Raw genomic sequence first — 12,460 nt, 5'->3', positions numbered from 1 at the left:
ACACCCAATATGGCTTCGGCAAGTGCCGTTTGTGCCGCGGTGAGAGCGTTTTCGAGCGAATTGCTCTAGGCGTCGAGCGGCCTGCCGCGGACGTTCGGCCCCCAGACACCGATAGCAATGATCACGATGACCATCGCCGCGGTGATCAGGCCGAACACGCCGCCGACGCCGGCCTCCTTCAGCATGAACGCCACGATGAAGCCGGAGAAGGTCGCGCTGAGCCGGCTCATCGAATAGACGAGGCCCGCGGCGCGCGCCCGGATCGCGGTCGGGAACACCTCGGTCTGGTAGGCGTGATAGGCGTAGGACAGCGTCATGTTGGCTCCCGTCACCAGCACGCCGCTGGCGATCAGCAGCACCGGCTCGGTGAGCTGCGAGAAGGCGAGGCCGAACACCGAGATCGCCGCGGCCGCGCCGCAGATGATCCATTTGCGCTCGAAGCGGTCGGCGAAGGTTGCGGCCAGGAGCGGCGCGAGCGGATAGGCGAAGGCGATGATGAAGGAATATTGCAGGCTCTTGGTGACGTTGATGCCCTTCTGCACCAAGAGCGCCGGAACCCAGTTGGAGAAGCCGTAGACGCCGAACGCCTGGCAGAGGTTGAAGATCATGAACAGCACCACCAGCGAGACGTAGGGCGGCCTGAACAGGTCGGCATAGCCGGTCTCGGCCGGCGCACGTGCCGGTATCATCGCGGCCGTGGCGGTCGGGCGCGGCGCCGCCGTCGGCGATGCGGCCTCGAGCGTCCGCATGATCGTCTCGGCCTCGGCAGCGCGGCCATGGCGGGCCAGCCAGAGCGGGCTTTCCGGAACGTAGAGTCGCAATACCCAGATGATCATGCTGGCGGCGGCGCCGATCAGTACGACCCAGCGCCAGCCGTCGATGCCGTGCGGCGAGAGCGGCACCAGCCACCACGCAAGTGCGGCGACGATCGGCACTGCCGACAGCATCACCGCCTGGTTGATCGCAAACGCGCGGCCGCGCATCCAGCTCGGCACCAGCTCGGTGATATAGGCGTCGATGGTGATGACCTCGATGCCGATCCCGATCCCGGCGATGAAGCGCCACAGCAGCAGGCCGCCAGGTGTGGTCTGGCACGCCATGATCACCGATGCGGCGCTGTAGAACAGCAGCGACCAGGTGAAGACCGCCTTGCGCCCGAAGCGATCGGCGAGGAAGCCGAGGCAGAAGGTGCCGATGAACAGGCCGGCGAAGGTCGCCGCGACGAAGGCGCCGATCCCGGAGAAGCCGAAGAACGCCTGCGTCGTCGTGGTCATCAATCCGCTCCGGGCAAGGCCCGGCGCGATATAGCCGGTAAAGAACAGGTCGTAGATTTCGAAGCAGCCGCCGAGCGAGAGCAGGATCACCAGCCGCCAGACGTAGTCGGATGTGGGCAGCGCCTCGAGCCGTCGCGAAATCTCGTCGGGTCCGCTTGTCGTGGTGGCGAGATCGGCGACCGAGCCGAGTTCGACGGCGCTCATGATGATCCTCCCCGAATGGTGCAACGGCCGCCCTTCTTGCGAAGGCGTACCGGTCGCGCATGTTTGGCAGCCGGAAGCCAGAAATCCAGACGAACATATCGAAGGAATCGTTCGATATTTTCGATGGCGCAGTTTCTGACGCGCCTGCTTCACGCGAACGGTGCCTACTTCGCTTGAAAGCGCCTTAGATCAGAAGCGTCGCCTCCCAGGCGCCGCGGCCCACCTGGTCTGCGATCAGGGCGCGGATCAGGCGGCACATCTCCTCCATGACGTAGGTCATCGGGCGGTTGCGCAAGCGGCAAAGATAGAGGGTGCGGGTCAGTTTTGGTTCGATGACTTCGCGCGCGACCAGCAGTCGGGCCTTCAACGGCTCGCTGACGAAATGGGTCGTCGCGATCGTGCAGCCCAAACCCGCGGTCAGCGCGCCGATCATGCCGCTGGTCGAGTTGAGATGCATGATCGCGTTGGCCTCGAGACGCTTCAGCAGCACGGGGTCATCCAGCAGCGCGCGCGCCGATAGTCCGTATCGCAACAGGATCAGGGGCAGCCGCGTCACTTCTTCAAAGGGAATTGGCGTTTTCTTGCCGATCAGCTTCTCGGTGCCGACGCAGAACATCTGTTCCTCCAGCACCGGCTCGGCGATCAGGTCCTTGTCCGAAGGCGGATTGTAGACCAGCGCGAGGTCGACCTCGGAGCTCAGCAGATGCAGCAGCGTCGCGCCGGAGAGACTCTCGGTCAGCGACAGCTTCAGGTTCGGATATTTCGTCAGCACGGTCCGCATCAGCGGCACGCCGATCGCCTTCATCCCGGAATTGGCCATGCCGATCGAGATGTCGCCGGCGATGACGCTGGCGCCTTCCTTGATTTCGCGCTCGGCCGCCGCCATCGCGCGCAGGATGATGCGGGCATGCTCATAGAGCCGCTCGCCCGCCGCGGTCGGTTCCATGCCGCGAGGCTTGCGCTCGAACAGCGGCGTGGCGAATTCCGCCTCGAGATTGGCGATGTGATGGCTGAGCGCGGATTGCGCGACGTTGGCCTGGTCCGCCGCCCGCGACAGGTTGCGCTGCTCGTAAACCGCGATGAAATAGCGAAGCTGGCGCGAATCCATGAGGGTTCAGCGTTCTAGAACCACGAATACACTATTCGACAGATTATATTTTTCAGATAGCGTGCGGAAGCCTAACCTGCGCCGATCACAATGCGTTTTCGAGCGAAGTGGCTACCGGTTCGCGTGGAGAAACGCGTCAGAACAAGAGCGCAACGAGCACGGAGAAACCGATGACCGGCAACGGACTGCCGCTGGAAGGCGTGAGGGTCGTCGAGATGACCCACATGGTGATGGGGCCGACCTGCGGCATGATCCTGGCGCAACTCGGCGCCGAGGTGATCAAGGTCGAACCGCCCGCCGGCGACAAGACCCGTTCGCTCGGCGGCATGGGGGTCTCGTTCTTCCCGCTGTTCAACCGCGGCAAGCGCAGCGTCGTGCTCGACTTCGCCAAGCCCGAGGACCGCGACACCATGCACCGGCTGCTTGCCAGCGCCGACGTGTTCCTGGAGAATTTTCGCGACGGTCAGCTCGACAAGCAGGGGCTTGGCGCCGAGGAGCTTCGCCAAAAATATCCGCAGCTGATCATCGCCGGCCACAAGGGCTTTCTGTCCGGTCCCTATGATCATCGGCCGGCGCTCGACGAAGTCGTGCAGATGATGTCGGGGCTCGCGGCGATGACCGGCACGCGCGAAAAGCCGCAGCGCGTCGGGTCCTCCGCCAACGACATCATGGGCGGCATGTTCGGGGTGATCTCGATCCTCGCCGCGCTCTATCAGAAGCGCGGCGGCAAGGCTGATGGCGCCGACATCCGCATCGGCCTGTTCGAGAACTGCCTGTTCCTGGTCGCCCAGCACATGGTCGAGTACGAGATGACCGGCCGCAAGCCGCGCTCGATGCCGGAACGCGAGCATGCCTGGCCGATCTACGACATCTTCGATGCCGCCGGCGGCGATCGCATCTTCATCGGCGTCGTCACCGAAGGTCATTGGCAGAGCTTCTGCCGCGAGTTCGGCCTCACGGAATTCGCCGACGATCCGACGCTGCGCTCGACCACGGACCGCATCATGGCGCGCGACCGGATCATTCCGCGCGTCGCCGAGGTGATCAAGGGCTGGAACGTGGCGGACCTTTCGGCGCGGCTCGATGCGCTCAATATCTGCTTCTCGCCGATCAACCGGCCGGAGGATCTGCTGCAGGATCCGCATGTGCTGCGTCCCGGCGGGCTGGTCAACAATTTGAACGCCGACGGCAAGCCGTTCCGTGTTCCCGCGCTGCCGCTCGAATGGAACGGCCGCAATATCGGCGAAGGCCTGAAGGTGCCGGTGCTTGGCGCCGATACCGAGGCGGTGCGCGCCGAGCTCGCACAACAGAAGATTTCATCAACCGGAAACGCTGCGTGAGGCTGACATGACCCGCGTCCACGATATCTATCCGAGCGACAAGGTGACCCTGCGCGAAGTCGGCCTGCGCGACGGGCTGCAGCTCGTGAAGACGTTCCCGTCGACCGCGGCGAAACAGCGCTGGGTGCGCGACGAATACGCCGCCGGCGTCCGGCATTTCGAGGTCGGCTCGTTCCTGCCGGCCAAGACCTTCCCGCAATTCGTCGATGTCCGCGACGTGGTCGCCACCATTGCCGCGCTGCCCGGCGCGCACGGGGTCGCGCTGGCGCTGAACGAGCGCGGCGTCAACGAGGCGCTGGCCACCGGCGTCGCCGAGATCGCCTCGGTGGTATCGGCGACCGAGGAGCACAGCCAGGCCAATGCCAACCGCTCGCGCGAATCGGCGATCGAGAACATCAGGCGGCTCTGCGAGTTGCGCGACGCCAGCCCGCACAAGCCGCTGGTCAATGCCGCGATCTCGATGGCACTGGGCTGCTCGATCGTCGGCGCCGTCGATCCGAACGAGGTGCTGCGCCTTACCGAGAAGCTCTACGAGGTCGGCGTCGACATGGTCGCGATTGCCGACACGGTGGGTTATGCCGGGCCGAAGCAGGTCGGCGAGCTGACGCGGGGCGCGGTGAAGATCGCCGGATCGAAGCCGGTCTGCGTCCACCTGCACGACACCCGCGGCATGGGCATCGCGAATGCGTCCGCCGCGCTCGACGAGGGCGCCCGCGTGCTCGACGGCTCGCTCGGCGGCCTCGGCGGCTGCCCGTTCGCGCCCGGCGCCACCGGCAATGTCGTGTTCGAGGACCTCGTCTTCCTCTGCGAGAGCAAGGGATTTCCGACCGGCATCGATCTCGATCGCCTGGTCGAGGTGCGCGCGATCCTGAAATCGGAGATGCCGAACGAGGCGCTCTATGGCGGCCTCGCCCGCGCCGGCCTGCCGCGTGGCACCAAGGCGAAGGCGGCGTAGCGTATTCGTTTGGTAGCCCGGATGGAGCGAAGCGCAATCCGGGACACTTCGTTCGCGGCACCAGGGCCCCGGATTGCGCTGCGCTTCATCCGGGCTACGAAACCTCAATCGTGCCCATGCCCCCGCTTGCGCGGCTTCTTGTCCGGCGCGGTCGGAATCATCACCACGCGGCCGTAGCGCACGCCGCGTTCGGCGATGATGTGGTCGGCGAAGTGCCTGACTTCGGAGGCGTTGCCGCGCACCCTTCAGCGCCGTCATCTCCATGCAATTGTCGTCGTCGAGATGGACGTGCAGCGTCGCCAGCGCGAGGTCGTGATGGCCGTGGAATTCCTGTACCAAGCGCTTTGAGAGATCGCGCGCGGCGTGGTCGTAGACATAGACGAGCGCCGCGACGCATTGCCCTGACGGCGCGTTTTCCGCGCTCTGTTGCAGGCCGGCGCGGGCGAGATCGCGGATGATCTCGGAGCGGTTCTGGTAGCCGCGCGCCTCCGCTGCTGCGTCGATCTCCGCCAGGAGATCGTCCTCGATCGTGATCGTGATGCGTTGCATGGCTTATCCGTGGTGGCTCGATTGCCCGGCGGTATGACATTTTTCTTGTAACGTCATACTGCGCTTGCTAGCGTCGCTTTGCCGGGTTGGTTGGACTGGTGCGGTCGTCGCGTGACTGTAACAGGTATCATGCGAGGGCATGGGCGTTGCGTCGTACTGCATGGCGGATATTTTCCGCCGCCGCATCCATTGCAGCATTCGCGCCGGTCGCCGAAGCGCAGACCGTCGCCGCCACGACCGAGCAGTTGCCGCCGGTCATGGTGACGTCGCCCGACCAGGCCTCGCCCAAACACGCCAAGCCGTCGCAACGTCCGCGCCATGCCGCCACCGGCCGCAAGCCGGTAGCACCGCAACCGCGCCAATCCACCGCTGCGACCAGCGGCATTACCGGCGGCTCGGCGACCGTACCTGCGTCCACTCTGCAGCCGACCGCGGCCAGCGCGCTGCAGATCAGCGGCGACGAAGTGAACGCGCGGCCGATCTCGCGCGTCGGCGAAGTTCTCGAAGCCGTCCCGGGTCTGATCGTGACGCAGCATTCCGGCGAGGGCAAAGCCAACCAGTATTTCCTGCGCGGCTATAATCTCGACCACGGCACGGATCTTGCGATCACGGTCGACGGCGTCCCCGTCAACATGCGCACCCACGCGCACGGCCAGGGCTATGCCGATCTCAACTGGCTGATCCCGGAACTCATCCAATCGATGGATGTCCGCAAGGGCCCGTACTATGCGGACAAGGGCGATTTCGCCTCCGCTGGTGCCGTCGACATCAACTATCTCGACAGGCTTTCGAAGAACATCGTGGAACTGACCGCCGGCAGCTTCGGCTATCAGCGCGCGCTGGCCGCGGGCTCGACGCGCGTCGGCGACGGAACGCTGCTCGCTGCCTTCGAGGCCAACAAATACAACGGCCCGTGGGACGTACCCGACGATATCCGCAAGCTCAACGGCGTGCTGCGCTACAGTCAGGGCACCGCGACCGACGGTTTCTCGCTGACCGCGATGGCCTATTCCAATGGTTGGAATTCGACCGACCAGGTCGCGCAGCGTGCGATCGACCAGGGCCTGATCGGCCGTTATGGCACGCTCAATCCGACCGATGGCGGCACCGCCGGCCGCTTCAGCCTGTCGAGCAATTGGGCGCAGTCGAGCGACTACGGGCAGACCAAGCTCAACGCCTATGTGATCCGCTCGTCGCTGCAGCTCTACAACGATTTCACCTATTTCCTCGATGACCCCGTCAATGGCGACCAGTTCAGCCAGACCGACAGGCGTACCGTCTACGGCCTTGATGCCAGCCACGCCGTCGATGTCCGCGTCGCCGGCATCGATACCCAGACGCGGGTCGGCGTGCAGACCCGCTACGACGACATCAATGTCAGCCTGTTCAAGACCGTGCAGCGCGAGATCCTGTCCACGGTGCGCAATGATCAGGTCCAGGAAGGCAGTGTCGCGCTGTGGGCCGACAGCACCGCACGCTGGACCGACTGGCTGCGCACCACGGTCGGCATTCGCGAGGATTATTTCGCCGGCCACGTGCTGAGCGACACGCCGCAGAATTCCGGCAACGCGCAGGCGGCGCTGACGAGCCCGAAGGCCGGCATCGTGCTTGGCCCATGGTACAAGACCGAGTTCTACGGCAATGCCGGCTTCGGCCTGCATTCCAACGACATCAGGGGTGCGACCATCACCGTCGATCCCAATGACAAGGTGACGCCGCTCGATCGCGTGCCGCTGCTGGTGCGCTCGAAGGGCGCCGAGCTCGGTATCCGCACCAGGGTGATCGACGGTCTCACCTCGTCGCTCGCCGTGTTCGTGCTCGACTTCGATTCCGAACTGCTGTTCGTCGGCGATGCCGGCACCACGGAGCCGAGCCGGCCGAGCCGGCGGGTCGGCGTCGAGTGGACCAACCAGTACAAGCTCTTGCCGTGGATGAGCCTCGATTTCGATCTCGCCTATACCCGCGGCCGCTTCACGGATGTCGATCCGGCCGGCGATTTCATTCCGGGTGCGCCGGCGTGGGTTGCCAGTGGCGGCGTCACCTTCGGCCGCGACACCGGCTGGTTCGGCAGCCTGCGCGCCCGCTATTTCGGCCCGCGCCCGCTGATCGAGGACGACAGCGTGCGCTCGCTATCGTCATTCATCGTCAACGCCCGCGCCGGCTATAAATTCGACAACGGGATGCGGCTGCAGCTCGACGTCCTCAATCTCTTCAACGCGCAAACCAACCAGATCGAATACTACTATCTGTCGCGGCTGCCGGGCGAACCGGTCGATGGCGTCGCCGACCGCCATGTGCATCCTGCCGAGCCGCTTGCCGTTCGGCTGACGCTTGCGGCAACATTCTGATCGTCACACCGGCGCGTGACCTTCGGCGGTCATTTCCGCAGCCGGAACCGGCGCCTCTTCGTCAATCGCTTCAGGAACGAGCGGCGGCGCCAGGACCGTTTCTGGAAACACACTGAATGAGCCCGCTACCTCCTCGAGCGGCTTCTGCTTGTCGGCCCAGTGCAGGGCTGTGTAGTCGAACCCGTGCACGATGGTGGGTTTGACGACTTCGAAATAGGGCGAGATGTCGAAGTCGCGGGGCATGTAGAGCGAGGAATCGCGGATGTGCAGGATCTCGCGGCGCGCGGCACGGCTGCCGGCCTTGGTGATCTTCGGCAGGATCGGATAGCGCACGGCGTCGAAGGCCTGCGCGATCAGCGCCGAGCAGATGATCTTGGTCGGATCGCCGGAGCCGATCGCGATCATGCGCCGGCGCCAGCGCTGCGGTATCGGCATCGGGAACAGGTAACGCATCAAGTCGACGATGTTCTTGGTGTCGTAGCCGAAGCCGATGCGGTTGATGGCGTAGCGGCAGACCGTGGTGCGGTCCTCATAGGACAGTCCGACCGGGCGGCACACGCGGGTGTGATAGGGGAAATATTTCGACAGCGGCGCCGAGGTGACGCCCTCGCCGATATTGGCCTCGATCAGCACATGCGGCTCGCCGTCGGGCTCCTCCGCACCCGCGACCGGGCCGACATAGAGCGCGGCATGCGACCAGGTCGACTGCGTCAGATATTTGATGATGCCGGAGATGCGGTTGTTGCCCTCGACCAGCAGCACGTCGCCGGGCTCGATGATGCCGCGCAGGTGCTCCGGGTCGCTCGGCGTGAACGGCTCGTAACCGGGGACTTCCTTCTGCAGGTACCCCGCGATCCATTTACCGACGGTATCGAGCATTAGGCCCATGGATTCCCCCCCCCCAGCGGTTCTGTGACCGCTTGTGTTTCACTTAATCATGGTCGCAAGCTGTTGCAATTTAGTTCATGCCATCGGCGGATCAATCATGATTGATTTACCATGATGGTTGCTGCGGTCGGTGAGATGCGGCACAGTTCGCGAAGCGTTCCCGTTCTCCGCAAGTCCCCGGAAACCATGCCAGAAGCTATGTCATGACAGTGACCCGCCGCGATTTCCTGTCGGCGTCCGCGGCTTTCGCGCTGGCGCCCGCGCTGGGCGGCCGGGTGCTTGCGGCGCCGCCGCCGCGCGAGGCCGATATCGTCGTGATCGGTGCAGGGGCCGCAGGTATCGCTGCGGCGCGCCGGATCGTTGCCGCCAACCGCAAGGTGATCGTGGTGGAGGCGGCGGGCCAGGTCGGCGGTCGCTGCCAGACCGACGCGTCGACATTCGGCGTGCCGTTCGACCGCGGCGCGCGCTGGATGTACAATCCCGACACCAATCCGATGATCCGGCTGGCGCGCTCCGCGGGTCTCGACATCGTCACGGCGCCTGCGGGGCAGAAGATGCGCATCGGCCGCCGCAACGCGCGCGCGGGCGAGACCGAGCAGTTCCTGGCGGCGCTGGTGCGCGCCAACCGGGCCATCGACGAGGCCGCGCGCAAGGCCGATATCGCCTGCGCCGCGGCGATGCCGAAGGACCTCGGCGATTGGGCCGGCACCGCGGAATTCCTGCTCGGGCCCAATTTCTGCGGCAAGGACCTGAAGGAGCTGTCCGCGATCGACAAGGGACGCGCGCAGGACCGCAACGCGGCGATCGCCTGCCGCCAGGGCCTCGGCACTCTGATCACCAAGCTCGGCGAGCAGGTGCCGCTGGCGCTGTCGACGCCGGCGAGCCGTATCCTGTGGAGCAATCGCGACGTCATGGTCGAGACGCCCTCCGGCAAGATCACCGCGCGCGCCGCCATCGTCACCGTGTCGAGCAACGTGCTTGCGAGCGGCAACATCAAGTTCGCACCGGAGCTTCCGAAGCGCACGCTCGATGCCGCCGCGAAGCTCAGCCTGGGCAGCTACGATCGCATCGTGTTGCAACTGCCGGGCAATCCGCTCGGCCTGTCGCGCGACGATATCCTCATCGAGCAGAGCAATTCGACCAAGACGGCGCTACTCTACGGCAATATCGCGGGCTCCTCGCTGTGCACGATCGACGTCGCGGGCTCGTTCGGCCGCGACCTGTCGGCGCAGGGCGAGCAGGCGATGTCGGCTTTCGCGGCGGAATGGCTGACCAAGCTCTATGGCAGCGAGGTCGGCGCCGCCGTGAAGAAGACCAGCGCGACGCGCTGGAATGCACAGCCCTTCATTATGGGCGCGATGTCGGCCGCTGCACCCGGCGCACAATTCTCGCGCCGGATCCTGGCCGAGCCGATCGGCGCGATGTATCTCGCGGGCGAGGCCACCCACGAAACGCTGTGGGGCACGATCGACGGCGCCTGGGACAGCGGCGAGCGCGCCGCCGACGCCGCGCTGCGCAGGATCGGCGGGGCGAAGGAAGCGACACCGGCGCCCGCAGCGCCCGCCGCAAAACACAAGCGCCGCACGTCGCCTCGCTCCGGGGCGATGAATTGATGATCGTGAGAGGAGACGGTTGAGCGTGGTCGGCCTACCGTGGTGTGTGCGGTGATTTGGTGGCGAGTGCTGCCGCACAACAGGTGTCGTCCCTGCGAAAGCAGGGACCCATACGCCGCAGCAGATGTTGTGATCGGGACTCGTCGTTCCACCATCGTTCAGCAATAACTATTCGTGGTTATGGGTCCCTGCGTTCGCTGGGACGACACCGAAGACGTTGTGCGGCCGGTGGTCACACATCCGCATTCTCGTGACATGATTTGTCCGATCACACCGGCAGCTTCAGCTCCATCAGATCCTTGGCCACCACGATGCGGCCGGAATAGTTCTTCTTCACGTCCCTCGTCCAGTCATCATCGGTGACCTGCCGATCGTCGCCGGGGACGAAGTGACTGAGCACCAGCGTCTTCACGCCGGCGGCGGCTGCGATGCGGCCGACATCCTCGGTCGAGGTGTGGCTGTCGAGCAGATGCTTCTTCAACGTGGCGCCGTTCTTGGTCGTGGCAACCAGACGATCGACCGCGGGGACGTAAAGACATTCGTGCACCAGTACGTCGACGCCCTTGGCAAACTCGGCGAGCTTCGGGTTGTAGGCGGTGTCGCTGGAGAACACGATGGTGCCGTCCGGGGTCTCGAACTTGTAGGCGAAGTTATCCGTGATCGGCGGGTGCGGCGTGCGGAACGCGGTGACGGTGACATCCGATGTCTTCAGCACCACGCCGTCGTCGCTGATGTCTTTCGCGATCAGCAGCTTGCGCGGGTCCGGGCGGCCTTCGTCCTCGATCCGGGTCTCGACGTCGAACTTGTTCAGCTCCCAATATTCTTTGGTCATCGCCTCGATGCCCTTGGGGCCGAACGAATGGATCGGCGTCGAGAGGCCGGCCGCCCAGGCGTTGTAGAACAGATTGCCGTATTCCAGATTGTGATCGGAATGATGGTGGCTGATGAAGATGTACTTGACCTGCGGGATCGGCACGCCCGCGCGCACAAGCTGGCGGCTGACGCCCATGCCGCAATCGATCACGAACGGGGTGTCGTTGACGACGACGAGATTGGCGGGGTTCGAAGCGCGGCGCGTGGCCCGCCCTTGGTGCCGAGGAACACGATGCGGGTCCGCGCCTTGTCGGTTTGCGCGCGCACGTGAGGCGCCGCGAGCACGGCGGCGCTGCAGAGCGCCAGTTTCAATGCATTGCGGCGATCGATCATCGGTGTCTCCCTGGTCTCTTTTGGGTGCTGCGACCCTAGCCGCCGCGCAAGATGCCATCAAGCGCCGGCAGGCCGACGATGACGGCCGCGGCGATCAGCGCGTAGCAGATCGCGCGAAACACCTTTTCGCTCGCCTTGCCGAACAGCGCGGCGCCGAACCAGACGCCGATGCCGTAGATCGGGCCGACGATCAGCGAGAACTTGACCGATTCGATCGTGATCAAGCCGGTGAACCAGTAGCTGACCAGCGAGAAGAAGTCCGAGGCGCCGAAGAACAGCACGATATTGGCGCGCGAGATCACCGACGAGATCGGGCGGCCGAGCCAGTAGCCGACGATCGGCGGGCCGCCGGTTTGCGCGAGGCCGCTACAGAAGCCCGAGAGGCTGCCGATGCCGACCGAGAGCCAGGCGTGGTCCTTGCCGCGATAGCGCCAGCCCGACAGCAGCAGGAGCAGGAGGGCGGCGACGAAGCAGGAGATGATCCATCGCGTGGTGACGGGCTCCAGCACGCTCAGGAAATAGGTGCCGACGGGCACGCCGATCAGCGCGCCCGCGACCATGACCGCGGTCGCCTTGCGGTCGGCATGGGTCCAGGCGTTCGGCAGCAGCGGCGCGGCCGCGACGAAATCGATGACGAGCAGCAGGGCGGCAACGAGCCGCGGCGCTGCGATGCTGCTCGCCAGCGGCATGAAGATCAGCGCCGAGCCGAAGCCGGAGAAGCCGCGTGCGGTGCCCGAAACGAAAGCGACCGCACAGATCGCGAGCGCGATGCTGGTCGAGATGTCGGAGGGGATCAGGCTGAAGGAGGTCATGGGAGGGCGTGCGCGGGGTGATCCGTGTTTCTCACCTCTCCCCGCTTGCGGGGAGAGGTCGGAAATCAAGCACAGCTTGATTTCAGGGTGAGGGGGAGCCTCCGCGAGCTCCGTGTTCACCGTGTTTGCGGGACGAGCCCCTCACCCCAACCCTCTAAGAGCG

General features: G+C 65.2%; 10 protein-coding genes and 1 pseudogene. 4 read left to right on the top strand and 7 right to left on the bottom strand.

Translation table 11 applies throughout. The features are described from left to right. Positions 1 to 65: 65 nt before the first annotated feature. Together RX327_RS00740 and RX327_RS00735 are read right to left on the bottom strand one after the other, a co-directional pair. A complete protein-coding gene (locus tag RX327_RS00740) occupies positions 66 to 1,478 on the bottom strand; it encodes an MFS transporter (protein WP_028335754.1) in 1,413 nt (470 codons plus the stop codon). 184 nt (positions 1,479 to 1,662) lie between these two features. After that, positions 1,663 to 2,586, bottom strand: a complete 924-nt coding sequence (locus RX327_RS00735) for a LysR family transcriptional regulator (RefSeq protein ID WP_028335753.1) — start codon at positions 2,584 to 2,586, stop codon at positions 1,663 to 1,665. A 170-nt stretch (positions 2,587 to 2,756) separates the two neighbouring features. On the opposite strand from RX327_RS00735, the gene RX327_RS00730 reads away from it, so the two are divergent. Beyond that, positions 2,757 to 3,926 carry a CaiB/BaiF CoA transferase family protein gene (locus RX327_RS00730; RefSeq protein WP_050383484.1) on the top strand — a complete coding sequence of 390 codons (1,170 nt, stop codon included), beginning with the start codon at positions 2,757 to 2,759 and terminating at the stop codon, positions 3,924 to 3,926. 7 nt (positions 3,927 to 3,933) lie between these two features. Then, on the top strand, positions 3,934 to 4,881 hold the full coding sequence (locus tag RX327_RS00725; RefSeq protein ID WP_050383483.1) for a hydroxymethylglutaryl-CoA lyase: 948 nt from the start codon (positions 3,934 to 3,936) through the stop codon (positions 4,879 to 4,881). Between the two features lie 104 nt (positions 4,882 to 4,985). On the opposite strand, the pseudogene nikR reads toward RX327_RS00725, so the two are convergent. After that, positions 4,986 to 5,430: pseudogene (nikR, locus tag RX327_RS00720) on the bottom strand (nickel-responsive transcriptional regulator NikR). Between the two features lie 257 nt (positions 5,431 to 5,687). Here nikR and RX327_RS00715 point away from each other — a divergent pair. After that, on the top strand, positions 5,688 to 7,778 hold the full coding sequence (locus tag RX327_RS00715) for a TonB-dependent receptor (RefSeq protein ID WP_317251425.1): 2,091 nt from the start codon (positions 5,688 to 5,690) through the stop codon (positions 7,776 to 7,778). A gap of 3 nt (positions 7,779 to 7,781) precedes the next feature. Here RX327_RS00715 and RX327_RS00710 read toward each other — a convergent pair whose 3' ends face one another. After that, a complete protein-coding gene (locus tag RX327_RS00710; protein WP_317249163.1) occupies positions 7,782 to 8,666 on the bottom strand; it encodes a YiiX/YebB-like N1pC/P60 family cysteine hydrolase in 885 nt (294 codons plus the stop codon). Positions 8,667 to 8,869: 203 nt separating this feature from the next. Between RX327_RS00710 and RX327_RS00705 the strand changes: the two genes are divergently transcribed. After that, on the top strand, positions 8,870 to 10,279 hold the full coding sequence (locus RX327_RS00705) for an NAD(P)/FAD-dependent oxidoreductase (RefSeq protein WP_317249162.1): 1,410 nt from the start codon (positions 8,870 to 8,872) through the stop codon (positions 10,277 to 10,279). A 268-nt stretch (positions 10,280 to 10,547) separates the two neighbouring features. On the opposite strand, the gene RX327_RS00700 is transcribed toward RX327_RS00705, so the two are convergent. From RX327_RS00700 to RX327_RS00690, 3 genes are read right to left on the bottom strand one after another with little or no spacing between them, the layout of a single operon-like run. Continuing rightward, complete coding sequence (locus tag RX327_RS00700) at positions 10,548 to 11,288, bottom strand: MBL fold metallo-hydrolase (RefSeq protein WP_317249161.1); 741 nt, start codon at positions 11,286 to 11,288, stop codon at positions 10,548 to 10,550. Between the two features lie 11 nt (positions 11,289 to 11,299). Next, entirely contained in the window at positions 11,300 to 11,485 is a 186-nt protein-coding gene (locus RX327_RS00695) for a hypothetical protein (protein ID WP_317249160.1), read from the bottom strand. A 35-nt stretch (positions 11,486 to 11,520) separates the two neighbouring features. Continuing rightward, entirely contained in the window at positions 11,521 to 12,297 is a 777-nt protein-coding gene (locus RX327_RS00690) for a sulfite exporter TauE/SafE family protein (RefSeq protein WP_317249159.1), read from the bottom strand. Between the last annotated feature and the right edge of the window lie 163 nt (positions 12,298 to 12,460).

This window comes from Bradyrhizobium sp. BEA-2-5, assembly GCF_032918025.1.
Classification (GTDB): Bacteria; Pseudomonadota; Alphaproteobacteria; order Rhizobiales; family Xanthobacteraceae; genus Bradyrhizobium; species Bradyrhizobium pachyrhizi.
Note: the sequence above shows the minus strand (reverse complement) of the source record. Positions and strands in the feature narration are given on the sequence as shown.

Excerpts from the sequence above, each read along its gene's own strand:
- RX327_RS00740 (WP_028335754.1), bottom strand. The coding sequence starts at position 1,478 with ATGAGCGCCGTCGAACTCGGCTCGGTCGCCGATCTCGCCACCACGACA.
- RX327_RS00735 (WP_028335753.1), bottom strand. The coding sequence starts at position 2,586 with ATGGATTCGCGCCAGCTTCGCTATTTCATCGCGGTTTACGAGCAGCGC.
- RX327_RS00730 (WP_050383484.1), top strand. The coding sequence starts at position 2,757 with ATGACCGGCAACGGACTGCCGCTGGAAGGCGTGAGGGTCGTCGAGATG.
- RX327_RS00725 (WP_050383483.1), top strand. The coding sequence starts at position 3,934 with ATGACCCGCGTCCACGATATCTATCCGAGCGACAAGGTGACCCTGCGC.
- RX327_RS00715 (WP_317251425.1), top strand. The coding sequence starts at position 5,688 with ATGGTGACGTCGCCCGACCAGGCCTCGCCCAAACACGCCAAGCCGTCG.
- RX327_RS00710 (WP_317249163.1), bottom strand. The coding sequence starts at position 8,666 with ATGGGCCTAATGCTCGATACCGTCGGTAAATGGATCGCGGGGTACCTG.
- RX327_RS00705 (WP_317249162.1), top strand. The coding sequence starts at position 8,870 with ATGACAGTGACCCGCCGCGATTTCCTGTCGGCGTCCGCGGCTTTCGCG.
- RX327_RS00700 (WP_317249161.1), bottom strand. The coding sequence starts at position 11,288 with ATGGGCGTCAGCCGCCAGCTTGTGCGCGCGGGCGTGCCGATCCCGCAG.
- RX327_RS00695 (WP_317249160.1), bottom strand. The coding sequence starts at position 11,485 with ATGATCGATCGCCGCAATGCATTGAAACTGGCGCTCTGCAGCGCCGCC.
- RX327_RS00690 (WP_317249159.1), bottom strand. The coding sequence starts at position 12,297 with ATGACCTCCTTCAGCCTGATCCCCTCCGACATCTCGACCAGCATCGCG.